The sequence below is a fragment of the Streptomyces sp. MMS24-W38 genome (assembly GCF_059889265.1).
In genome coordinates this window covers 3,286,835-3,310,466 of sequence record NZ_JCBCPP010000001.1, presented here as the reverse complement: position 1 = coordinate 3,310,466, position 23,632 = coordinate 3,286,835, and the positions used below count along the sequence as shown (strand labels likewise).

The window sequence follows — 23,632 nt, the reverse complement described above, 5'->3', positions numbered from 1 at the left end:
GCTCTTCCGACCGGCGAGTGGCGGGCGCGGCGCCGGCGCGGCGGGGGGGGGGCCGGATCGGCACGCCGGGGAAAGGCGTGGAGGTCCCGCAACGGTTCTGGCGGTGTCGGTGCAGGCCGGTGCCGGTGTGCGGCGATCCGGCAGTCACATCCCCGTCACGTTACGTGCGACCTCGGTCTCATCCGGCATCGCGAGCGCAATCCCAACCCTTAGACTCCCTCGGGTGACACGTCGCGGGCCGGTTGGCAAGATGGCCCGCGCGGTCGGCACGTAGCGGAACAGGGAGGAAGCGTCTCGTGAGCAGCAGGCCATCCCGAGGCACTGCTCGCCTCGCAGCCATACTGGACGCGCTTCCCGACGCCCTGGTGCTGGTCAACGCCAACGGGACGGTCGTCAACGCCAACACCATCGCCCTCGAGGCGTTCGAGACGCCGGGCACGGCGCTGGTGGGGCGCGGGCTGCTCGATCTGCTGCCGCAGTTCGACTCCAAGCTCATCCCCGGTTCCATGCGCCGGCCGGACCACATCGACCCGCGGGCCCGTACCAAGCCGACGCGCATGGTCGCCCGGCGGACCGACGGGACCGAGTTCCCGGTCGAGGTCACCAGTGCGAATCTGGAGACCGGCCAGCAGGCCTACGACAACTACGGCTACACCGGCGACGAACTGCTGATGCTCGTCGTACGCGATCTGTCCGGCACCGTCGACACCGAGGCCGAGCTGGCGCGTTCGCAGCGGCAGACCGAGATGATCCTGCGGGCCGCCGCGGAGGGCGTCGTCGGGACGGACACCGACGGACGGATCGTCCTGGTCAACCCGGCCGCCGCCCAGATACTGGGGCACCGGGCCAGTGACCTCGGCGGGCGCGAGCTGCACACCCTCGTCCTCCACTCGCGCGCCGACGGCTCCCCCTTCCCGTACGGCGAGTCCCCGCTCGCGGACACCCTGCGCTCCGGGCGCAAGCACCGGGTGCGCGGGCAGGTGCTGTACTCCAAGAGCGGCGACAAGGTGCCGGTCGACCTGACGACCGCGCCGGTGCGCGACGGCGACCAGCTCGTCGGCGCCGTCATGACCTTCACCGACCGGCGGCCCTACGACGCGGTCGTCAAGGAGAAGGAGGAGGCCGAGCGGCAGCACGCCGAGGAGCTGGAGCGGCTCGCCGAGGAGCACGCCTCCGAACTCACCGCCCTGCGCCAGAAGCACGTCGGCGAGCTGGAGGAGCTGCGCGAGGCGCACACCGAGGAACTCGCCGCGAACGAGGAGCGGTACGCCGCGCTCGGCGAGCGGGAGAAGGACCGCTACGAGGCCCTCTCCGGTCGGCACGAACAGCTCCTCACCCTGCTCGGGCAGTCGCTCAGGAGTCCACTGGAGGAACTGCGCCGCGAACTGACCGCGCTCGCCTCGGACGACGCCGGCCAGCTGTGGCCCGAGGCCAACCAGGTGCTCCACCACCTGTCGGCCGGCTACTCCCGGATCACCACCCTCATCGACAACGTCCTCGGCTACCAGCGGCTCGACGCCGGGACGGAGGGGATCACCCGTACGAAGGTGATGCTCGACGCCGTCGTCGCCGCCGGTGTCGACGGGGCCGTGGAACTCATCGGGCCGGGCCGGGTGCAGTTCGCCGTGCACGCGCCGCCCATCGAGGCCGAGGTCGACTCACGGCTGCTCGCCACCGCCCTCGCACATCTCGTCGCGGACGTCGCGGGCGTCGACGCCACCGGCAACACCCGCGTGTCGGCGGGCGGTTACCTGGACAACACGGTCGTGGTCGCGGCGGCGCAGCGCGGTGAGGTCGTACGCCTCGAGGTGCGCGGGCCGTACAGCGGCGGCGATCCGGTGCACGAGCCGATCGTGCGCGGGATCGTACGGGCGCACGGAGGTGTGCTGCAGACGCACGAGGTGCCGGGGATGAGCGGCAGCGCGTTCGTCCTCGAAGTGCCCATCGGGGGCGGAGCCGGTGCCGTCGCCGCAGGTCAGGGGCAGCTCGCGCTGACTTCCGGGGGGCCTGCGGAGGCTCCGGAGGAAGCGCCGGTGCCGGTGGCCGTACCGCCTGTTCCGGTGCCTTCGCAGGGATCGGGACCGGGATCGGCGTCGGCGGAGGCCTCGGCCGAGGAGGCCGGTTCGACCGCGGGCGGTCAGCGGGGTTCCGGTGGCGGGCGGCGGAGGGCCCGGCGGGCCTCGGTGGACGCGTTCCTGGAGAGCGGGGTGCCGGGGGCCGAGGACGGCTCCGGCTCCGGTGCGGAGGCCGCGGCGCCCCCCACCGGTCGGCGCAGGCGCCGGGCGGCGGCACCGGCGGAGCCCGCGCGGCTTCCGGCTCAGGCGTCCGGTGAGGGCGCGGTGGTGGTGTCCGGCGGGACCGGGCGGCGTCGTGGGCGACCGGCCGAGGGCGCGGAGGCCGCTGCCGCCGTACCGGGTGCGAGTGTGGTCGGTGCGGTCGGTGGGGCTGTCGTCACGGCCGCCGAGTCCGCGGCGGGGTCCGCCGCCTCGAACACGGGGCTGGGCGGGACCGTACCGCCGCAGGGAGTACCCGTCCCCTCCGGAGGGCTGCGCGCCGGACAGGCCTCCGGTGAGCAGCACGCCCTGCCGCCCGCGTTGCCCGCTGCGGACAGTGCGGACGGAACGGCACAGGCCGCTCAGGGCCTGGACCAGGCGCAGGAGCAGGAAGAACAGCATCAGTCGACCGGGCGGCGTCGGCGGGCGCTGGCGGCGGCCACCGAGCGGGCGGCGGCGCAGGAGGCCGCGCCCCGTACGGTGTTCGCGCTGCCGCCCGCCGAAGCGGACCAGGGGGAGCAAGCCGGGGTGGTCGAGGGTCCGCAGGAGGGCCCGGTGCCGGTGCCGCTTCCCGGACCGGCCGCTTCCGGTGACGCCCTGCTCGACGGGCGCCATGACGCCGTCCCGCAGGACCAGGCCGACGATCACACCCCGCCGCAGCCGCATCCCACCAGCGCCCCGACGGGCCGACGCCGTCGCGCCGTCGCCCAGCCGGCCGAGCAGGGCGCGGGCCTTGCGCCGGTGTCGGCCCAGGCCCAGGCCCCGACGCCGGTCCCGGCTCCGGCTCAACCGGTGCCGCCCGTGCAGGCTGCCCCGATTCCCGCGCAGGGCATGCCCGTACCGCCACAGGGCACGACCCCTCCGTCGGCCGTCCCGCCCCAGGGCGAACCTGTGCACGGTCGGGGCACCGCCGTCCCCGGGCGGATGCCTCAGGTGCAGGCACCGGCGCAGGCACAAGCGGTACAGCCACCGGCACCGGTGCCGGCACCGGCCGATCAGCCCCAGGCGGCCTCCGGCGGTCAGCCGATGCCCCAGCCCGCCGCGCCGGTCCCGGCACAGCCCGCCGCCCCGGCCGCGGAGCAGCCCGCTTCCGTCGCCCAGCCGCTGCCCGCCGAGGCCGCGCCGGGTCAGGGAACTCCGCCCGACGGCACCCCGGCCGCGCAGCCACCGTGGCCCGCCGCCGGCGCCCCCGTGCCGCCGCAGGGCGCCCCCGTGCCGCCGAGCGGTGTGGCGGCGCCCGCACCGGGCACCCCGCTGCCCCCCGAGGCCGCACCCGCGCCCGTGCCCATGCAGCGGGCTGCTCAGCCTCAGCCTCAGCCGCTACCGGTGGAGGCGCCGGCACCGACGGCACCGGTGGACCCGAACTCGACGCAGGGGCGTGCGTTCAGCGTGCGCACTCTGGGGCAGGGCGTGCCGTTCACCCGACAGGCCGTCCAGGTCCAGCAGCCGCTGCCGGCGGCCACACCTCCCCCGCATCAGCCGGGCGGCTCGGGCCGTCGCCGCAAGCTCGGCACACGTACCGACCCGGCCGCGGACCACGAACAGGGCGCGCGCCCGCACGCGACAGCCGAATCCGCCCCCGCCCAGCGGCGGGCGCAGGCAGCGCCCCAGGCACCCGCGCGCGCACAGACACCGGCACAGGCACAGCAGTCCCAGGCGCAACCCCCGTCGCCCCCGCAGTCGTCGTCGCCGTCGCAGCCACAGCACCCGCCTGCCGGGCAGCCACTACTCGCGCCGACGACCGAGGGCACGGGACGCTCGTACGCGATAGGGGCGCCGGACGCGGACGCGGCCGAGGGCCCCGAACCGCTGGACGGGCCGGGCGGGGCCGTCGAGGTGGCGGACCCCCCGCGTCCGCAGCCGATGGACGACGAACTGCCGCCGGAGCCGTTGGACAACCCGCGTCGGCTGCTGGTGTGGCCCGCGCCGGACGTCGCCACGCAGCAGGCACTGAGCGACCGCGGCTACCGGCCGGTGATCGTGAACTCGCGCGAGGAGGTCGACGCACAGATCGCGGCGTTCCCCGCCGCGCTGTTCGTGGACCCGCTGACCGGGCCGATCACCCGGACGGCGCTCCAGTCACTGCGGAAGGCGGCGGTGGCCGCCGAGGTTCCGGTGCTCGTCACGGCCGGGCTGGGGCAGGCCTCGCGCGATGCCGCCTACGGCGCCGACCCCGCCGTACTGCTGAAGGCCCTCGCGCCGCGTGACAGCGAGCAGCATCCGCCGCGGGTGCTGCTGATCGAGGAGCACGCGGAGATCGCGCTGGCGCTGACCGCGACGCTGGAGCGGCGCGGTATGCAGGTCGCGCGGGCCGCGGGCGATGCGGACGCGGTGACGCTGGCGGGGCAGTTCCGGCCGAACCTGGTGGTGATGGACCTGATGCAGGTGCGTCGGCAGCAGACCGGGTCCGCCGGGATCATCGACTGGCTGCGGGCGAACGGGCAGCTCAACCGCACCCCGCTCGTCGTCTACACCGCCGCCGTCGGACAGGCCGACCTGCCGCGGCTGGCCTCCGGCGAGACGGTGCTGTTCCTCGCGGAGCGGTCCACGAGCGACGAGGTGCAGGACAGGATCGTCGACCTGCTCGCCCGCATCGGCACCAACTGAGCGACGGCGCAAGCCGGGTGGGGACGGACCGGGGTTCGTCCCCACCCGGTGCGGCTGTGGTGCGTAACGGCGTCAGGCGTCAGGGGCGTTGAGCGTCAGAGCCGGATGACGTCCAGCGCGCCCTCGGCGTACTGCCTGCGCAGCACCTTCTTGTCGAACTTGCCGACGCTCGTCTTCGGCACCGACTCGATCACCGTCCAGCGCTCGGGCAGCTGCCACTTGGCGACGCCCCCGTCGGCGAGGAAGGCGCGCAGGGTGGTGAAGTCTGCGGTGGACCCCTCCTTGAGGACGACCGTGGCCAGCGGGCGCTCCCCCCACTTGTCGTCGGGGACGGCGACGACGGCGGCCTCCGCGACATCGGGGTGGGACATCAGCGCGTTCTCCAGCTCGACGGAGGAGATCCACTCGCCGCCGGACTTGATGACGTCCTTGGCCCGGTCGGTCAGGGTGAGGAAGCCGTCGCGGCTGATGGTGCCGACGTCCCCCGTCTTCAGCCAGCCGTCCTCGCTGAACTTGTCGGCGGGGCGCAGCGGTTCGGCGTCGACGCCGTTGTAGTAGGCGCCGGCGATCCAGGGGCCGCGCACCTCCAGCTCGCCCGCGGACTCGCCGTCCCAGGGGAGCCGTTCGCCGCCGGGGCCGGTGAGCCGGGCCTCGACACCGGCCGGGAAACGGCCCTGGGTCAGGCGGTAGCCGAACTCCGCCTCGGTGCCCACGGCGTCGGCCGGCGGACGGGCGATGGTGCCGAGCGGGGAGGTCTCCGTCATGCCCCAGGCGTGGCAGACCCGCATGCCCAGCTCGTCGAAGGCCTCCATCAGCGAGGGCGGACAGGCCGAGCCGCCAATGGTGACCTGGGTGAGAGAGGAGACGTCCCGGGACTCGGCCAGCAGCTCGGCCAGCAGGCCCTGCCAGATGGTGGGGACGGCGGCGGCGTGCGTCGGCCGCTCCCCCTCGATCATCTCGGCGAGCGGGGCGGGCTGCAGGAAGCGGTCCGGCATCAGCATGTTGACGCCGGTCATGAAGGTGGCGTGCGGCAGGCCCCAGGCGTTGACGTGGAACTGGGGCACCACGACCAGGGAGGTGTCCCGGTCGGTCAGGCCCATCGACTGGGTCATGTTGACCTGCATCGAGTGCAGGTAGATCGAACGGTGGCTGTAGACCACGCCCTTGGGGTCCCCGGTGGTGCCCGAGGTGTAGCACATGGCGGCGGCGGCGCGTTCGTCCAGCTCCGGCCAGTCGTAGGCGACGGGCTTTGGGGCGATCAGGTCCTCGTACTCGTGCACCTGGGCGTCGGCGTCCGCCAGCGCGGAACGGTCTCCGGGCCCGGTCACGACGAGGTGCTGAACGGTCTTCAGGTGCGGCAGCAGCGGAGCGAGCAGCGGGATCAGCGAACCGTTGACGATGATCACCCGGTCTGCGGCGTGGTTGACGATCCACGCGAGCTGCTCGGCCGGAAGGCGGAGGTTCAGGGTGTGGAGCACCGCGCCCATGCTGGGGATGGCGAAGTACGCCTCCACATGCTCGGCGTTGTTCCACATGAGTGTGGCCACCCGGTCGTCGCCGGCCACCCCGAGGTCCTCACGCAGGGCATGGGCCAGCTGGGCCGAGCGGGCGCCGATCTCCGCGTAGGAACGGCGCTGCGGGTCGCCCTCACCGGTCCAGGTGGTCACCTGTGACGTGCCGTGGATCGTCGACCCGTGGGTCAGGATCCTTGAGATCAGCAGCGGTACGTCCTGCATGGTGCTGAGCACGGCGTCCTCCTGGGCGACATTGCCTACGCGGCGGTAACGGTTGCGCTGATTCTGCGCACATACCGCTTGGTATGTCACTAGGCGGACGGATGATCGATCACGTTCCGCGGAACTTCGTTCCCGGTCAGGACCGGACGAGCCCCAGCTCGGCATCGTCCCGCAACTTCCCGAGCGCCCGCGAGACGGCCGATTTCACCGTGCCCACCGATACGCCGAGCACCTCGGCCGTCTGGGCCTCGCTGAGGTCCTCGTAGTACCGCAGGACGACCATGGCACGCTGTCGCGCGGGCAGCCGCATGATCGCCCGCCACATCGCGTCGCGCAGCGCCTGCTGCTCGGCCGGGTCGTCGCCGCCGGGGACCGGGTCCGGCTCGGGCAGCTCCTCGCAGGCGAACTCGTCCACCTTGCGCTTGCGCCACTGCGACGTCCGCGTGTTCAGCAGCGCCCGGCGCACATAGCCGTCGAGCGCACGATGGTCCTCGATACGCTCCCAGGCCACGTACGTCTTGGCGAGCGCGGTCTGCAGCAGGTCCTCCGCGTCGCTCGGGTTCCCGGTCAAGGACCGGGCGGTACGCAGGAGCACCGGCTGCCGGGCCCTCATGTACGACGAGAACGACGGGTACGGGAGGGTCTGCTTCGCCGGAGCAGCGGCGTTCGAAGCGCTGGTGCAGACGGGTCTGGTCATGACTCAACGCTATGAGCGGGGCACGTCCGGCAAATCGGCCGCAGGTCCCGAAGCCGCGTCCCCCTCAGGTTGTAGGGGTGGGGCCTGCCGCACCTCCTGAAGGTGGATGAGCGGGTGAGGCCCCGTGCGGGTTCCCCCTTGGGGGAAGCACCGCGGAAACCCGAAAACGCCTGCGCGACGGTACCGGAGTACCGCCGAGCAGACGCCTCGCACCCCACGGATCGCACCCCACACGGCGTCAGAGGGCCGTCGGCCCTCTCACCCCATCACCACAGCGGGGTGAAGTTGACCACCACGTTGTCGTTGCCCTGGACGACGGACGTGAACGCGGAGCCGTTGACCTGGGCGGTGTTGCTCTGGTTCGAGGCACCGAAACCGACGGCCTGCTGTTGCGTGGTGGCCGCGTTGCCGAAGTTGTCGCCGCCGACGCCGCTGCCGAGCACTCCCGCCTCGGCGCTTGTGGCCGTGGCGTTCGATCCGTCGTCCGCGAGAGCGCCGGTGTCAGCCACCGCGACGCCGGCGAAGAGGGCCGCCGCGAGCGGAAGAGCGGAGACGGCGGCGATGACTCGGGCGGTACGGATGCTTGCCATGTTGTGTTCCCTCCAGAACCAAGGACGCACCGGCTCGTGAGCGTGCGTGTGTGATGTACGGCTGCCACCAGGGGAGTTGGCCGACCACCCCGGCACTGTGCACGACGTCGCGAGATCAGGATTGCCCACCGAATCCCGGTGAACCACCTCGGAAGCCGTCATTAGCACGCAAGCGTGAGCACAAGTCGATAAACCTCCCTCTCCCCCCTGAGTCACCTCTCCGCCCGACACGGCCGGCTCCGCGCCAATCCCCGCAAGAGGGGAAGCGTTTCGGCACTTTTTCCGCAAACCATGTGAACCCCGGCGCGTCGCACCCGCCCCTCTTCCCCTTCCCGAACGCGCGTACGAAAATAGATCCATGGCCACCACCGACCGGCAGGCCACCACGCTGGCCCTCGCACACGCTCTGTCAGCCGCCGAACGCGGACTGGCCGTCATCCCGCTGTCCCGGACCAAGCTCCCCGCCCTACGCTCCCCGCACCGCGACGAACCTGCCCCCCGTCCCGGCCGAACCACGCCCTGCCACGGCGAGTGCGGCCGCTTCGGGCACGGTGTGCACGACGCCTCCACCGACCCCGCCCGCATCCGCGCACTCTTCGCCGCCGCGCCCGGGGCCACCGGCTACGGCATCGCCTGCGGACTGCCCCCGCACCACCTCATCGGTGTCGACCTCGACACCAGGAGCGGTACGGACTCCTCCGCCGCCCTGCGCGAACTGGCCCTGCGTCACCTGTTCACGGTCCCCGCCACGGTGACCGTCCTGACCCCCAGCGGCGGCCGTCACCTGTGGCTCAGCAGCCCGCCGGACGTCGTCGTCCCCAACTCCGCGAGCCGCCTCGCCCCCGGCATCGACATCCGCGGCGCCGGGGGCTATCTCGTCGGTCCCGGCTCCCGCACGGACCACGGCACCTACACGACCGCCCCGGGAACCGCCCGCTCAGCCCCCGCCGCCTGCCCGCCCGCCCTCCTGCGGCTTCTCCTGCCACCGCCCCGCGCCCACCACCCCACGCCCCCGTCGGCCGGCGGTCACGGTCGGGGACTCGTCCAGTTCGTCCTCGCGGCGCACGAGGGCCAGCGCAACACCCGCCTGTTCTGGGCGGCCTGCCGCGCCTACGAGGACGGCATCGGCCCCGCCCTGGTGAACCCCTTGGTCGACGCGGCCCTCATCACGGGCCTGCCCGAACGCGAGGCCCGAGCGACCATCGCGTCAGCGGCCCGCACGACGGGCCACCACCCCTGACCCACAACCCGGGATCCACCGGTCGTCTCCTCCCCGCGCCCCACGAAAACCGAAGGCCCCGGACACCCCACCGCCCTGGAGTGCGACCACGTGACTCGCCCGCGCCGCCTCCGCTTCCGGCCGCTTCACCTCCGGCCGCGCGGTCGCCGTCTCAGCGCGAACCCCGCGCTGCGGGACGCACCCCGGGAGCAACCGGTCGAGGACGAGGAGATCCGACCGTACGCCCCGCACACACCTGGAAAGCCCAGAATGAACACCCCGACCCCCGACCCGGCCTCCACAACCCCCAGCGCCCCCGCCCCCCTCTCCCGAACAGAACTACTGCGCTGGCAGTTCGAACCGACCTGGTCCCTGTTCGAGTACCACCTGGAGCGGCTGGAGCCGGACGACTTCCTGTGGGAGCCCACCGCCTACTGCTGGACGATGCACCGCGCCGCCGACGGAACCTGGACCCCGGACTGGGCGGAGACCGAGCCCGACCCCGTACCCGTCCCGACCGCCGCCTGGGTCAGCCGGCACATCGGCTGGTGGTGGAGCGTGGCCCTGGACCACGCGCACGGGCGTCGGCCCCGGGAGCGGACCGAGATCGCCTGGCCCGGAGCAGGGCCGGCGACCGTCCGGTGGCTGCGCGACCTGCGGACGGAACGGCTCGCGACGCTGGACGGCCTCACCGACACCGACCTGGACGCCACGGCGCCGTTTCCCTGGCCGGACGACCCGGCGTACACCGTGGCCCACACGGCCGCCTGGGTGAACACCGAACTCCTGAAGAACGCCACGGAAATCGGCCAACTCCGCCTCCTGCGAGCGGCCTCATGACCCCCGGCCTGCCCGGCCGTTCTCACTGCTCAGCGTGCGGAGGCGGTGGCCGTCGGCCGCTGCACCGCATGCCAGACACGTGCAGGCACCCTCGCGGAGTCGTGTTCATCGCCTTCGTGCCCGTTGCCTGCCTCACGGGCCGGCTGCCGGGAACATGGGTCAAGTGACGAGCAAGCCTGCACTTGTTCGGCGGCAAGCGCTTCGCCCAGCTACCGTGACGTGTCGTCTGCCGTCGGTTCCCCCGTGAGGTCGGTCGGTTCCGGGTCCGTGGCCAGGCGGGCGTGCAGGTGCTCGTCGTGGTATGCCCCATCGCCGAAGCGGTGCGAGTCGCGCAGGGTGCCTTCGGGCAGGTAACCGCAGCGGTGGGCCACTCGGCAGGAGGCCTCGTTGTCGACTGCGTGGGCGATCTCGATCCGGCGGGCATCGGCTGTCCGGAAGCCCCAACTGGTGACCGCCCCCGTCGCTCGGGTGGCCACACCCCGTCCGCGAGCGGTCGGCAGTGTCCAGTAGCCGATCATCGCCAGGCCGTCCGCGCGGTCGACCCAGCGCAGGGTGACGCTGCCCAGCAGGACGCCGTCGGCGGCGTTCAGCACGGCGAAAGCGGCGCCGGCACCGCGGTCCCAGCCTCCGTCTCGAGATTCGAGCCATGCCCGGGCATCGCTGCGGTCGGTTATCGCGAGGGGGTTCCAGAGGGCGATCTCCGGGTCTGCCGCGGCGGCGATCAGGCCGTCCAGCGTCGTTTTCGATTCGGCGGCCTCGTGGCCCCACGGGTGCAGCAGCACGTCGCCGAGGTCGAGCGTGGTGCGGAGGAAAGTCCGCCGGTCGGCGGGATTCTGGAGGTCGGAAGCACTCATGGCGCTCTTCCTACCTGGTCACCAGGCCTGCCGCCAGCCTTTTCCACCGGCCACAGGCCGGGCCGGGCCCGGCGCGAGCACATCCGCAGTCGGCGCCCCACCTGCTCACGGCAACCGCCCGACCTCGCTCCTGAGCGGTGGTCATGCGTCGGGTGGGCCAGGCGTGGAACGGGGAGTTTCCAGGCGACGGACCAGTGCGCGCAATGCACGGAGTTCGGCGTCCAGTGCCTGAGCGCCGTCGCGGGTGAGGGCGATCCAGGTGCGGGGGCGCCGACCGGCGTAGCCCTTCTCCACGGTGATCAGGTCCGATTCCTCCAGCACCTTCAGGTGCCGGGAGAGGTTTCCGTCCGTGACGGCCAGTTGCTTCTTCAGGAAGCCGAACTCGACTCGGTCTGCCTCTCGGGCGATGGTGAGGATGCCGAGTCGCACACGCTGATGGACGGTGTCGTCCAGCGACTGCGTCGGATGGAGCCCTTCCTGGCCGTCCCACGCCTCCGCCGAATCCCCGACACTCATGAGACAACCGTATCCGCATCGGCACGACCGGGCCCGGCTCGATGACGTGCCACCGCCCACTCGGCCAGGCCGGAGAGAAGCAGGATCGAGGCCAGCAGGAGCGCCTTGGCCTGCGGTCCGTCGACCCAGCCTGGGTGGGCGGGGTGCTGCCAGGGGAGCCATCCGGTGCCCCAGGAGGCACCGAGGTAGCCGGTGAGCAGCAAGGCGTGAGCGACGCCGGCGGCTACGGCGATCCAACTGCGCTCGACCACTCCGAGGGCGACGAGCCCGATACCGACCAGGTACCACGGGGAGGCGTATCTGTTCTGCAGCAGGTCGACCTCCAACGGCCGGCTCCAGCCGAACAGCACGGCCGTCAGGGCGGTCGTGATCACGACGGTGACCATGGCGGTCGTGCAGATCCACAAGCCTCGGCGGGGGACCACACCCCGGGCCTCGCCACGCAGGCGGTACCAGCGGGCGAAGACGAACCACGCCAGGGGGAGGAGTGCGAACCACACGCCCCAGGCCACGAAGCGCAGGACGGCGCCGTCGAACTCGCCCCTCAAACAAGGGGTACCCGGTTCGTGGACGACGCACAGGCCGGTCAACTCGGCGTAGGCGAAGGCCGGATAGGACGCGACGCTGCGGCCGTGGGCTCCGAAGTTGAAGGCGTACCGGGCAACCGGAGCGGCCGCCAGTGCGAGGAGGCCGAAACCGAGAAGGGAGACCCACGAGCCGTTCATCTGTGCGCGGGTCCTGGCCCGCAGACCTTCCGTGGCCGCCAACAGGTCGGCCACCTGCGCCCCCGGTTCAGGCCCCCCGCTGCTCAGTGACGGTTTCCCCACGATGTCCCCCTTGTGGTCGCGCTCCGGCAGCGCCGGGAAACGGACGGCCGGGCGGCCGCCCACACCTTAACTTTGCATTACAAAGTATCTGGCGGTCAAGAGTAACTGCCCGTCAGGCGCGGGGCCGTCGGTAGGAGCGCACAGCACATCGGTGCAGCTGCCGTCGTCCTCGTGTCCGTCGAGTCGGATATCCGCCGCCTCGGTCACCCGGCCGTCGCGACCGGCGGCCCACGTCCCGTGCGAGGCTCGGAGATCGTGTGGGGTCACGTCGGTCGGCCCGGCCACAGACACCGTGGGACCGAAGTACGCCTTGCACCACCGGTCACAGCGCAGCGGCTTGCTACCGGGCGTGGTGAGAAGCCCGAAAGGGCCCGCATGTGCGGGCCCTTTTTCGCGAGGGCTGGTGCACAGCCTGTGGGAGCGCACCAGCCCTCAGCGAGGTCGCGCTGGACGCGATCCGCGGGATTCGGGAAGTCGCCGTCACCTGACCTCGCTCACCGACCGGTGGCGTCAGACGCGTTCCGCCTCGGTCGTCCCCTCGGCGGCCGCGGCCCGGGCGCGACGACGGCCCAGCAAGGCGCTTCCCACGACCACCAGGCCGATGGCGAAGATCTTGGCGGCCTGGTGGTAGCCGGTTGCCGGCTCCTCCGGAGTGCCGGGCAGCCGGAAAAAGACCCACGCTGCCGCGAGACCGCCGGTGACGATCAGCGCGACCGCTCCCCACGTCCCGATGCACGCCCACCAGGGCCCCAGGTCGTGACCTCGCTCGCCTTTCTTCTCAACTTCCTTGCCAGTCAAGGCTGTTCCCCCTGTGCGCGTGGTGAAAGTCGCGAGGAAAGACGCGGGCCCGGTACGGGCGGTTGCCCGACCGAACGTTCCCTGCCGAGCTCCCTGCGCGGGGAGCTGGGGCGATTGGTGGACTGCGGTGAGCGTGAGGCCGGTCCAACGAGGCCAAATCGCGACCTGTCAGGGCCTCGCGTGTCCGCTCACACTCGTATGCATGGGGGCATCTCAGGGCAACAGGTGTGCTTCATGCCAGATATGCGGTAAGGGTGATCCAACCGTACGGGGGCGCGGACAGATCAGCCTCCTGGTCGAGCTCTGCGAGTCCTGTTGGCAGCGACTGGCCAACGACATCGCCGAGGAGGAAGGCGCCACGACCGCGCCGCTGCCTGACTCCGACCCCGACGACGTGACGTGGATCGAGGCACCGACCTGCCCTGACTGCGGCGCCGAAGTCCGCGTGTACCCGACCGACTACGACCGGTGGGTCAGTCTTGCCGTCCGAGAACGGCCCGCCAAGGACGTGCCACCGCGGTATCGCTGGCGGCTGGTCACGACAGCCGGCGGCCTCGTCGCAGTCCGTGTTCGGGGGATCGAGCCGCCCCTCGGTGATCCGGTGGTTCCGGATCACCGGATGCTCTGCGTCCCCGACGAGGACGACCCTCGGGATGTGGGCTGACGCGTGCCCCTCTCATGCCCGATCGAGCGGCCGCGGACGGGGAACCACGGGGAACACCGGGCAGCCACGGTAGCCGGACACGAGAACGGCCCCCGACCGAACATCCAGGTCAGGGGCCGTTCTCACTGCTCTCAGAGCGGAGGCGGTGGGATTTGAACCCACGGTGACATCGCTGCCACGACGGTTTTCAAGACCGTTCCCTTAGGCCGCTCGGGCACACCTCCCCGCGCCGGCCGGGTGATCGGCGGCGCGGGACAAGGGTAACGGGTCGGTGCGGGAGGGGTGGCGTCAGCTGTCGCCGATGCGGGAGCCCAGGGTGAGTTCCGTGGTCTGCTGCTTGCCGCCGCGTTCGTAGGTGAGCGTGACCTTGTCGCCCGGCTTGTGGGTCCAGATCTCACCGATCAGGGTCGGGCCGGAGTCGATGACGCGGTCGTCGAGCTTGGTGATGACGTCACCGGGACGCAGGCCTGCCTGGTCGGCGGGGCCGCCGGGGTCGACCGCCTCGGAGCCGCCGGCGCCCTGATCGGTGATCTTCGCGCCGCCCGTTCCCTCCTCCAGGGAGACCGAGGCGCCGATCTTGGCGTACACCGGCTTGCCCGTCTTGATCAGTTCCTGGGCGACGTACTTGGCCTGGTTGATCGGGATGGCGAAGCCCAGGCCGATGGAGCCGGCCTGTCCGGTGCCGAAGCCGCCGTTGCTGGTCGACTGGATCGCGGAGTTGATGCCGATGACGTTGCCCTGCGCGTCCAGCAGCGGCCCGCCGGAGTTGCCCGGGTTGATCGAGGCGTCGGTCTGCAGGGCGCTCATGTACGAGGCCTGGCTGCCGGTGCCGTCGCTGGAGGCCACCGGACGGTTCTTCGCGCTGATGATTCCGGTCGTCACCGTGTTGGACAGGCCGAAGGGCGCGCCGATGGCGATCGTCGAGTCGCCGACGGCGACCTCGTCGGAGTTGCCCAGCGTGAGGGGTTTCAGGTTCGAGGGGGCGTTCTTCAGCTTGATGACCGCGACGTCGTAGCCCTGGGCGTGGCCGACCACCTCGGCGTCGTACTTCTTGCCGTCCGGGAAGGTCGCCGCGACCTTCCCGCCCTCGACGGCTTCCGCCACCACGTGGTTGTTGGTGACGATGTGGCCCTGTGTGTCGAACACGAATCCCGTGCCGGTGCCGCCCTCGCCGCTGCTGCCCTGGGCCTCGATGGTGACCGTGCTGGGCAGCGCCTTGGCGGCCACTGCGGCGACCGTGCCCGGGTCGCGCTTGACGTTGCCGCCGCTGGTGGACGAGGAGACCGTCGTCGAGCCGTTGCCGTCGTCGTTGTTCTTGGCCAGCGTGTATCCGAGGCCGCCGCCCAGGCCACCCGCGACCAGCGCGGCCGCCAGGACCGCGGCGGCCAGGCGACCGCGCTTGCCGCCGCCGTTCTTCGGTGCGGGCTGCTGGTACGAGCCCCAGCCGCCCGCGCCGTGACCGGCACCGCCGTCGTACGACGGGGTGCCCGGCGCCGGGGGCGGGGGCCAGGAGGGGTCGGGAGCGGAAGAGGTGCCCGCCGGGGCTCCCGAAGGGGCTCCGTACGGAGGGCCGGCGGGGGCCTGTTCCTGGGCTCCGCGCCCTCCGTATCCGGCGTGATCGCCGTATCCGGGGTGTTCCGGCGTGCCGTGGCCCGGTGCCGTCCCCGGAGCGGTCGGCGGGACCGGGGGCACGGGGGTCGTCGGGCTGCCCCCCTCCGGGGCCGGGCGCTCCTGATGCGCCGGAGCTGCGGGAGCGTCCACCGGCGTGGGCGGTACGGACGGGGCCGGGGGTACCGATGCGCCCTCGTTTGTGCCCTCGTTCTCGGTGCTCACAGCTCTCTCTCCTCGATCCACGGCTGTTGTATCGGTCACACTCGGTCTCGCCCGTTCACACTCATTCACGCTCGTTCACGCATGTCGACGAGTCCGGCGCGCTTCAGCTGTGCGTGTCTCTTTGCAGGACGTCAGCTTTTCCCATGGGCCGTCAGGGCACCATAAGCCGTTCCTGTGGGTGCGAGACCATTCTTCACATAGGGCATTACTCACTAAGGGTGCACCATCGCGATGCCTCCGATCAGACGACCGCGGCGTCCGCACCATCGGCGCCTGGACGACCGCACACGCACCCCCGTGCGGTGGCACCATGACGCGGTGACCCCTGCACGTCAGCGCCCGACCCAAGTCGTCGCCCACCGCGGAGCCTCCGAGGACGCTCCCGAGCACACCCTGGCCGCGTACCGCAAGGCGATCGCGGACGGTGCGGACGCGCTCGAATGCGACGTACGCCTGACCGCCGACGGCCATCTGGTCTGCGTCCACGACCGTCGCGTCAACCGTACGTCCAACGGCCGCGGTGCGGTTTCGGCGCTGGAGCTCTCCGACCTGTCCGCCCTGGACTTCGGCTCCTGGAAGACCCGCCACCCACTCGGGGGGCGCGCGGAGGAGCCCGACTGGGTGCACCGGCCGGAGGACAGGGAGGCGACCTCCGTCCTCACCCTGGAAAGGCTGCTCGAGCTCGTCCTCGACGCCGACCGCCGGGTGGAGCTGGCGATCGAGACCAAGCACCCCACGCGGTGGGCGGGGCAGGTGGAGGAGCGGCTGCTGCTCCTGCTGAAGCGGTTCGGTCTGGACGCCCCCGGTGCCGCCGAGGAGTCTCCGGTACGTGTGATGAGCTTCTCCGCGCGGTCGCTGCACCGCGTGCGCGCCGCCTCGCCGACGCTGCCGACGGTCTACCTCCAGCAGTTCGTCTCGCCCCGCCTGCGCGACGGGCGGCTGCCGGAGGGCGTGGACATCGCGGGCCCCTCGATCCGGATCGTCCGCAGCCACCCCGCGTACATCGAGCGACTGAAACAGTCCGGTCACCAGGTGCACGTGTGGACCGTGAACGACCCGAAGGACGTGGACGCCTGTGTCGGCCTCGGAGTGAACGCCATCATCACCAACCGGCCCCGTGCGGTGCTCGACCGGCTCGGCCGCTGACCCGTGCGGACCGCCTGACTCCCGGCGTCTGCGGGGCCTGGACCTGCGGGGTTCGTGTGGCCTGTGCGGCTCGTGCAGGGCTCTTGACCGGACACGCCTCCCGGCGCATTCTCACATCTCGGCCACATCGACGAGATCCAGCCACTCGATTACAGGGAGTGTTCCGACTACAGGGAGTGCTCCGGCGCATTCGGTGCGTGCTCGATCGTTCAAGTGCGTCACCGCACACGGATTGGCCGGTTTCCGGTTCAGGCCCGTGGGGCATTCACACCGTGGCGTGGGGCGAAGGAGGTCTCGGGGGTGGCGTTGGTGGTGGCACAGGAAGTGCCCACGTCGTCGAGCATGGCCGTACCTCATGGCCCTGCGGGCGTGGGGAAGGCGAGGCGCAGTATGCGCCTGCACTTGCGTGACGGCGGAGTGGCGGACACGGTCATCGACGATGCCGTGCTGATCCTTTCCGAATTGTTGAGCAACGCGTGCAAACACGGTCGGCCCCTGGACGGCGCCCTGGCCGGGGACGGCGCCGTCCGTGCGGCCTGGCATGTGCACCCCTGCGGCCGGCTGGTCGTGGAGGTGACCGACGGCGGCGGCCCGACCCGCCCGGCGCCGGCCACTCCGTCGGTCACCGCGCACGGCGGCCGGGGGCTGAACATCATCACGGCGCTGGCCGACGACTGGGGCGTACGCGACGAGGTACCCGGCGAGGTCACGGTATGGGTCGTCGTCCACGACGACGTGCACGACCCGGACGCCGGACACCGGCGCGACGACTTCGCCACACGGGTGGCGGCCCCCTCGGTGTCCGAGATACCGGGACTGGAGTTCGCGGAAGCCTTCGACACCTTCGACTGACCACGGCAGCCGTGCGGTGATCCCATGGTCTTCCCCGGCCACCCGCGCGGTTCTGCGCGCGTCGGGCGATCCCGGCCCCGTAGGGCTCACGCGTCACGGCCTGCTGTCCTCAGGCGGCACGTCGTCCACAGGGTCCCGTCGGTCGCGTCGTGAACGGCTAGGCTCCCGCCCGTACGAGACGAGCCGTAACCGGGAGACACCCACGATGGCCAAGAAGCGCCCCCAGACGAAGGCCAAGCGCCCCCAGCTCACAGAGGGAGAGATCCCGGTCGTCGGCGCCCGTGAGCCCTGCCCCTGCGGCAGCGGTCGCCGCTACAAGGCCTGTCACGGCCGTGCCGCCGCGCACGCCGTGACCGAGCTGGTACACCGTCCGTTCGAGGGCCTGCCGGGCGAGTGCGACTGGGTGGCACTGCGCGAGCTGGTGCCGGCGGCCACCGTCGAGCTGCACCTCAAGGGCGGCCTGCCCGAGGGTGTCCCGTCGGTCACCCTGGCCACCGTGCTGCCGATGGCCTGGCCCGCGCTGCGCCGTGACGACGGCTCGGTCCTCCTCGGCCTGCAGAACGACACGTCGTCCGGGGACATCAGCCGTGACCTCGCCGACACCCTCCAGCGCGCGCTCACCGCCGACCCGGGCACCCCGGTGCAGGCCCGCCGCGCTTCGGCCGAGGGGGCCCGCCTGCAGGATCTGCTGGACCTCGGGGGCGTGTTCGAGCCGGTCGTGCACAGTGGCTTCGAGTTCTGGGTCCCCGACCCGGAGAACGCCACGCCGGACGTGACCGCCTCCTTGGAGCGGGCCAACGCGGCGGCCATCCCGACCGTCAAGCTCTCGGGCGTGGACGCCGCGTACTGGTGCGAGACGCCGGAGAAGAACCATCTGCGGTGGGTCATGCCGCACCCCGAGGAGCAGCTTCTGGACGCCTTGGCGCGACTGCACGCGGCGGGCCGGTCCTCCCTCGGCGAGGGCACCCGTCTCGTGGGCTCCTTCCGTGCTCACGGGCTCACGGTCCCGGTCTGGGACCTGCCCAGCGGGGTCGGCGCCAAGGATGTGGAGAAGCCGGCGGCCGAGTTCGCCGAGCGTCTCGCCGCCGCCCTGGCCACCGAGGCTCCGCTCACCGCCGACGAGCGCCGCGCGCGCGGCGGGCTGACCAACCGGCAGGTCACCCTCAGCTGAGACACGCCGAGAGGCGCGGCGGCACGGGCATGCGTCCCGGTCGTGCTGACTTACCGGTCAGCACGACCGTCCCGCCGGAACCACAGCTCCCTTCGCAACCTCCGGCGTGGACAAGCCAGTCGGTGACCGGAAAAGCTGAGTTCGAATTTGCTAACAGCCGATCTCTTGTTACCGTTCCAGTAGCCCGGTTGCTGGTGCATCCCCCGTCGCCAGCAACCGGGTCTTTGCGTGACCGCCGTTGCTGACAGAGCGCAGTCGCATGCCAACCTGCGGTTTCCACCGGCGGGTTGCTCCCGGTCGGACGCGCCCGTCGACGGCAGGCCCGTCCCGCGGATGGCCACCGCGTCGACGTGGGCGAGGGCGAACGAACTCTTCCAGGGCCCCCGGCGCCGCCCTGGCGTGCGTGACGGTGCGGCCCCGGGCATGACGACTGTGCGGCCCCGGCGGGTACGCGCTTCAGCGGACGGCGTGCGCGACTCGCGCGCCGAGGGCCGCTACATCTCGGGCGCGCTCACACCCGTACGGGTGAGGGCCTCGACCACGGCGTCCACCACGGCCTCGACGTCGGGCACCCACGGCGAGGCGGAGCCGGGCAGTGGCGCACGCTCCCAGTGGACCCCGCCCCGTCCGGTACCGGACGGGGGCAGGGCGAGGTAGCCGCCCTCGCCGTGAAAGCGGAGGGAGCCGGGGACGAAGTCCTTGGCGTAGAGCAACTCGCCCAGTTGTTCCAGGGAGTACGGCTTGACCAGGATCGACCAGCGGTCCGGTGCGGCGACGACCGGGCCGAGCCGCATGCCGAGGCGGTCGAGGGCACCCAGGGCGCGGGCGGCCGGCACCGCGGGCAGGGAGACCGCACAGGGCGCCCCGCCCCCGGTGGCCAGGATGACGGGCGCCGTGGGCCGGTTGCCCCACCACCAGCGCACCATGCGCGCGTCGGTGGTCGCGGCGAGCAGGCCGGGGTCGAAGGGATGGGCGCCCGGCACTGTGCATTCGGGCTCGGGGCAGCCGCAGCGGGACCGGCCCCGCGGATCCGCCGCCACACCCGGGAGCACCGGCCACCGCCAGTCCGAGGCGAAGGTCAGAGCCGCTTCGATCAGTTCGGGCCCGCTGTCGCCACCCTGGGACAGGAGCCTGCGTCGCCTTCCGAGGATCTCGCGCATGAGCGCTCGTTCCTTTCCGTTGCACGCCTGGCAACACCGTGGTCCACGTCACAACATGAGTCGATCACTGCACTGTGCGTACCTACTGTGCGTACCTGTTGGCGCATCACACCCCCGCACCGGGCAAGGGGAGCCCCTATGGGCCGAGGCCGAGCAAGGGCTGCCTCCACGGCCGTACCACCCATACTGCGTCGAGCAGAAGCACGGGGATGGCGTGGGGTGGCGAAGTCTGGCGTTTACCGTCGCGCTTGTTTCTCTCCGCCTCCGCCACGGGAGGATGGGGCACGGTCGTCGGTGGTTAAGACGCCCGGGTCCGTCGCCAGGTTCCCGGGTGATTCCCAACCACCCCTGGCCTTCACCGAGTACGTACCCATCACGACCGCTGTGACGCTCCTTCGAGCAAGCCCAGTCGACCGCAATCAGCCTCCCCCTGAGGCAGTTTCAAGCCAAGTTCGTTTTTCGGCAAGAGGTCGGGAGTGAGTTCCCTTCAAGCCCACGGACACCAGGAATCCCAGCAGGACAATACTGGACATCTCCTCACGAGTACGTGTACATGTGGAGACACTGCCGGCGACGCAGAATGACATGGGGGTTTGCGATGCTTTTGAGCAGTAAGCACCGGCCGGAAAGCCGGATGCCATGAACGCCCCTCATCCTCCGAAAGTGGCCGGAATCGATTCAACGATCCCCGCACCCGCGCACACTGTCGCGTCCGTTGCCACGGGTACCTCCCCGGCCGCCCCGGCAAACCCCCAGAACGCCCCGGGCGCGCTGCTCCAGGACCGTCTCGCGGGATGGGTCTCCGACCTCACCACCCTCCACGAGCTGACCGAACGCCTGGCCCGTACGCGCGCCCTCGATGAAGCACTCCGGGAAACGCTGCGCGCCGGCGCCGCCCTGGTGGGCGCCCGGCGCGGTCTCGTCGTCCTGGAACCCGCCGACGGTCTCGGCCCGGACAACATGATCGGCCTCGGCCTGGCCCGCGCGGACCTCGGTCACATCGAGACCGTCCCGCGCAGTTCTCTGCCGTACGGCAGGATCCTCGACGGACTGCCCGGCGCCGACGACGGCGTCGCCGAGCCCGACCTGCTCGCCGAGAAGGGGCTCGACCCCAGGCACCGCGAGGTCGCCGCCCGCCTCGGCTACGCCGCCAGCTACACCCTGCCCCTCGTGCCGGAGACGCCGGGGCCGCCGAAGACGCCGGAAACCTCACAGCCCCCGGACACCCCGCTCACCGCAGGGCCCGGGCTGCGCCTGGGCGCGGCGGTGTGGCTCTACGACGAACCGGCCGAGCCGTCGGAGCGGCAGCGTCATCTCGTAGGCCTGTACGCCCGGTACGCCGCCGAGCATCTCGCCCGCCTGCTGGAACTCGAGCGCACGCGCGTGTCCATGGCCACCATCTCCGAGGAGCTGCTCCCCTCGCGCCTGCCCAGGATCCCCGGCGTCCAGCTCGCCGCCCGGCACCGCACCTCCTCGCACGGCGGCGGCGACTGGTACGACGCGCTGCCGCTGCCGGACGCCGCCCTCGGCCTCGCTGTGGGGTCCGTCACCGGGGCGGGGCCCAGCGCGGTCGCCGCGATGGGCCGGCTACGGGCGTCCCTGCGCGCGTACGCCGTGATGGAGGGCGAGGATCCGGTCGCCGTCCTGTCCGACCTGGAACTGCTGCTGAGGCTCACCGAACCGGCCCGGTCGGCCACCGCCCTGTTCGGCTACTGCGAACCCGCGCTGCGCAAGATCACGCTGGCCGGTGCCGGGCACAGCCCGCCGCTGCTGATCGGCGAGCGCCGCACCGAGTTCGTGGAGACGTCCGTCTCGGCCCCCCTGGGCATGCTCGCCTGCTGGGAGGCACCGAGCGTGGAGGTGCACCCGGAACCGGGCGAGACGGTTCTGCTCTACACCGACGGGCTGCTGCACCGCACCGGCGACCCCACCGACCGCGCCTTCGCGCGGCTGCACGCGGCGGCGGCAGGCGTGCCGCAGGCGCTGCGCCGTGACCCCGGCGCGATCGCCGACCACGTCCTGCGCACCGTGCTGCCCGAGGGGGCGGCCTCGTCGAAAGGGACGTCCGCGGCGGACTCCGCGGAGGACGTCGTCCTGCTGGCCGCGCGGTTCGAGTAGCGGTTCCGAAGCGCCCGGCGGCCGGTCCGGGACGTCATCCTCCGCATGCCCTCGGTAACGGGCCCTTCCGCTCTGCGACTGTTTCGCCGACGACCGTACGATGGTGGTGGTCCCCCCTGCTCGGACGAAGCCGCAAGCTCGGGGGAGTCCAGAGCCTTACCAAGGAGGATGACCGCTGTGGCAGAAGAGCTCCCGACCGCGTTCGACCAGGCTGCTGACGCAGCGGCCCCGGAAACCGCGGAAGGCCCGGAGACTGCCGAGGAAGCGCCCATCAAGCAGCGCAAGAACGGCCTCTACCCCGGCGTGTCCGACGAGCTGGCCGAGAACATGAAGAGCGGCTGGGCCGACACCGAGCTGCACGGCCTGGAGCCGATCCCCCAGGTCGCCGAGACGGCCGCCCGCCGTGCCGCGCTGTCCGCCCGCTTCCCGGGTGAGCGCCTGGTCGTCCCCGCGGGCAACCTGAAGACGCGGTCCAACGACACCGAGTACGCCTTCCGCGCGTCGGTCGAGTACGCCTACCTCACCGGCAACCAGACCGAGGACGGCGTCCTCGTCATGGAGCCGACGGACGACGGCCACAAGGAGACGATCTACCTTCTGCCGCGCTCGAACCGCGAGAACGGCGAGTTCTGGCTGGACGGCCAGGGCGAACTGTGGGTCGGCCGCCGCCACTCCCTCACCGAGGCCGAGCGGCTGTACGGCATCCCCGCCTCCGACGTCCGCGAGCTGGCCGGAACGCTGCGCGAGGCCACCGGCCCCGTACGGGTCGTGCGCGGGTACGACGCCGGGATCGAGGCGGCGCTGACCGACAAGGTCACCGCCGAGCGCGACGAGGAGCTGCGCGTCTTCCTCTCCGAGGCACGGCTGGTCAAGGACGCCTTCGAGATCGGTGAGCTGCAGAAGGCCGTCGATTCCACCGCACGCGGCTTCGAGGACGTCGTGAAGGTCCTCGACAAGGCCGAGGCGACCAGCGAGCGCTACATCGAGGGCACGTTCTTCCTGCGTGCGCGGGTGGAGGGCAACGACGTCGGCTACGGCTCCATCTGCGCCGCCGGCCCGCACGCCACCACCCTGCACTGGGTGCGCAACGACGGCCCGGTCCGCTCCGGCGACCTGCTGCTGCTCGACGCGGGCGTGGAGACGCACACGTACTACACCGCCGACGTCACCCGCACGCTGCCGGTCAACGGCCGCTACAGCGAGCTGCAGAAGAAGATCTACGACGCCGTCTACGACGCCCAGGAGGCCGGTATCGCGGCGGTCAAGCCGGGCGCCAAGTACCGGGACTTCCACGACGCCGCGCAGCGGGTGCTGGCCGAGCGGCTCGTCGAGTGGGGTCTGGTCGAGGGCCCGGTCGAGCGGGTTCTGGAACTGGGTCTGCAGCGCCGCTGGACGCTGCACGGCACCGGGCACATGCTCGGCATGGACGTCCACGACTGCGCGGCCGCGCGCACCGAGACCTATGTCGACGGCACGCTGGAGCCGGGCATGGTGCTCACGGTCGAGCCGGGCCTGTACTTCCAGGCCGACGACCTGACCGTGCCCGAGGAGTACCGGGGCATCGGCGTCCGCATCGAGGACGACATCCTGGTCACCGAGGACGGCAACCGGAACCTGTCCGTCGCGCTGCCCAGGCGGTCGGACGAGGTCGAGGCATGGATGGCCGCCCTCAAGAACTGACGCACGCAGGTCGGCCGGGTACCACTCGTGGTACCCGGCCGACCTGCGCTC

Annotated in this window: 18 protein-coding genes, 1 tRNA gene and 1 pseudogene; 9 read left to right on the top strand and 11 right to left on the bottom strand. The window is 71.8% G+C overall.

Annotated elements, in window-relative coordinates; genetic code table 11:
- Positions 1-296 precede the first annotated feature (296 nt).
- Positions 297-4,880, top strand: a complete 4,584-nt coding sequence (locus AC6F7H_RS13865; RefSeq protein ID WP_500757314.1) for a hybrid sensor histidine kinase/response regulator — start codon at positions 297-299, stop codon at positions 4,878-4,880.
- A gap of 95 nt (positions 4,881-4,975) precedes the next feature.
- Here the strand turns inward: AC6F7H_RS13865 and AC6F7H_RS13860 are convergent, their stop codons facing one another.
- The 3 genes from AC6F7H_RS13860 to AC6F7H_RS13850 all read right to left on the bottom strand — a co-directional run bounded on the left by AC6F7H_RS13860 (position 4,976) and on the right by AC6F7H_RS13850 (position 7,903).
- Complete coding sequence (locus tag AC6F7H_RS13860) at positions 4,976-6,628, bottom strand: long-chain fatty acid--CoA ligase (RefSeq protein ID WP_500757313.1); 1,653 nt, start codon at positions 6,626-6,628, stop codon at positions 4,976-4,978.
- 124 nt (positions 6,629-6,752) lie between these two features.
- The gene (locus tag AC6F7H_RS13855; protein ID WP_109376505.1) at positions 6,753-7,313 is read right to left on the bottom strand and encodes a SigE family RNA polymerase sigma factor; all 561 of its coding nucleotides are present in this window, start codon (positions 7,311-7,313) and stop codon (positions 6,753-6,755) included.
- A 266-nt stretch (positions 7,314-7,579) separates the two neighbouring features.
- Positions 7,580-7,903 carry a hypothetical protein gene (locus AC6F7H_RS13850; protein WP_363042148.1) on the bottom strand — a complete coding sequence of 108 codons (324 nt, stop codon included), beginning with the start codon at positions 7,901-7,903 and terminating at the stop codon, positions 7,580-7,582.
- Positions 7,904-8,261: 358 nt separating this feature from the next.
- Between AC6F7H_RS13850 and AC6F7H_RS13845 the strand changes: the two genes are divergently transcribed.
- Complete coding sequence (locus tag AC6F7H_RS13845; protein WP_500757312.1) at positions 8,262-9,143, top strand: bifunctional DNA primase/polymerase; 882 nt, start codon at positions 8,262-8,264, stop codon at positions 9,141-9,143.
- A gap of 249 nt (positions 9,144-9,392) precedes the next feature.
- Positions 9,393-9,962: a DinB family protein gene (locus AC6F7H_RS13840; RefSeq protein ID WP_500757311.1), complete on the top strand. Its 570-nt coding sequence runs from the start codon at positions 9,393-9,395 to the stop codon at positions 9,960-9,962.
- Positions 9,963-10,171: 209 nt separating this feature from the next.
- On the opposite strand, the gene AC6F7H_RS13835 is transcribed toward AC6F7H_RS13840, so the two are convergent.
- The 5 genes and pseudogenes from AC6F7H_RS13835 to AC6F7H_RS13815 all read right to left on the bottom strand — a co-directional run bounded on the left by AC6F7H_RS13835 (position 10,172) and on the right by AC6F7H_RS13815 (position 12,957).
- Positions 10,172-10,816, bottom strand: coding sequence for a GNAT family N-acetyltransferase (locus tag AC6F7H_RS13835; protein ID WP_500757310.1), 645 nt, complete (start codon positions 10,814-10,816; stop codon positions 10,172-10,174).
- 141 nt (positions 10,817-10,957) lie between these two features.
- Positions 10,958-11,332: a transcriptional regulator gene (locus AC6F7H_RS13830; RefSeq protein WP_500757309.1), complete on the bottom strand. Its 375-nt coding sequence runs from the start codon at positions 11,330-11,332 to the stop codon at positions 10,958-10,960.
- Positions 11,329-12,222 carry a hypothetical protein gene (locus tag AC6F7H_RS13825; RefSeq protein ID WP_500757308.1) on the bottom strand — a complete coding sequence of 298 codons (894 nt, stop codon included), beginning with the start codon at positions 12,220-12,222 and terminating at the stop codon, positions 11,329-11,331. Before AC6F7H_RS13825 ends, AC6F7H_RS13830 begins: the two co-directional genes overlap by 4 nt.
- Positions 12,223-12,359: 137 nt before the next feature.
- A pseudogene (locus AC6F7H_RS13820) lies at positions 12,360-12,519 on the bottom strand (tyrosine-type recombinase/integrase); the annotation flags it as partial.
- Positions 12,520-12,669: 150 nt separating this feature from the next.
- A complete protein-coding gene (locus tag AC6F7H_RS13815) occupies positions 12,670-12,957 on the bottom strand; it encodes a hypothetical protein (protein WP_500757307.1) in 288 nt (95 codons plus the stop codon).
- 202 nt (positions 12,958-13,159) lie between these two features.
- Between AC6F7H_RS13815 and AC6F7H_RS13810 the strand changes: the two genes are divergently transcribed.
- The gene (locus AC6F7H_RS13810; protein ID WP_500757306.1) at positions 13,160-13,621 is read left to right on the top strand and encodes a DUF6083 domain-containing protein; all 462 of its coding nucleotides are present in this window, start codon (positions 13,160-13,162) and stop codon (positions 13,619-13,621) included.
- Between the two features lie 137 nt (positions 13,622-13,758).
- On the opposite strand, the gene AC6F7H_RS13805 is transcribed toward AC6F7H_RS13810, so the two are convergent.
- Positions 13,759-13,845, bottom strand: a tRNA-Ser gene (locus AC6F7H_RS13805).
- 64 nt (positions 13,846-13,909) lie between these two features.
- A complete protein-coding gene (locus AC6F7H_RS13800) occupies positions 13,910-15,454 on the bottom strand; it encodes a S1C family serine protease (RefSeq protein ID WP_500757305.1) in 1,545 nt (514 codons plus the stop codon).
- A 318-nt stretch (positions 15,455-15,772) separates the two neighbouring features.
- Between AC6F7H_RS13800 and AC6F7H_RS13795 the strand changes: the two genes are divergently transcribed.
- From AC6F7H_RS13795 to AC6F7H_RS13785, 3 genes are all read left to right on the top strand, one after another.
- Positions 15,773-16,600, top strand: coding sequence for a glycerophosphodiester phosphodiesterase (locus AC6F7H_RS13795; protein ID WP_500757304.1), 828 nt, complete (start codon positions 15,773-15,775; stop codon positions 16,598-16,600).
- 213 nt (positions 16,601-16,813) lie between these two features.
- Positions 16,814-17,452: an ATP-binding protein gene (locus tag AC6F7H_RS13790; protein WP_500757303.1), complete on the top strand. Its 639-nt coding sequence runs from the start codon at positions 16,814-16,816 to the stop codon at positions 17,450-17,452.
- 205 nt (positions 17,453-17,657) lie between these two features.
- Entirely contained in the window at positions 17,658-18,623 is a 966-nt protein-coding gene (locus AC6F7H_RS13785; RefSeq protein WP_500757302.1) for a DUF5926 family protein, read from the top strand.
- Positions 18,624-19,117: 494 nt separating this feature from the next.
- Here AC6F7H_RS13785 and AC6F7H_RS13780 read toward each other — a convergent pair whose 3' ends face one another.
- A complete protein-coding gene (locus AC6F7H_RS13780) occupies positions 19,118-19,783 on the bottom strand; it encodes a bifunctional DNA primase/polymerase (protein ID WP_500757301.1) in 666 nt (221 codons plus the stop codon).
- A gap of 639 nt (positions 19,784-20,422) precedes the next feature.
- Here AC6F7H_RS13780 and AC6F7H_RS13775 point away from each other — a divergent pair.
- Together AC6F7H_RS13775 and AC6F7H_RS13770 are read left to right on the top strand one after the other, a co-directional pair.
- A complete protein-coding gene (locus AC6F7H_RS13775; RefSeq protein ID WP_500757300.1) occupies positions 20,423-21,901 on the top strand; it encodes a PP2C family protein-serine/threonine phosphatase in 1,479 nt (492 codons plus the stop codon).
- Positions 21,902-22,069: 168 nt separating this feature from the next.
- Positions 22,070-23,581, top strand: coding sequence for an aminopeptidase P family protein (locus tag AC6F7H_RS13770; RefSeq protein ID WP_500757299.1), 1,512 nt, complete (start codon positions 22,070-22,072; stop codon positions 23,579-23,581).
- Positions 23,582-23,632: the final 51 nt, after the last annotated feature.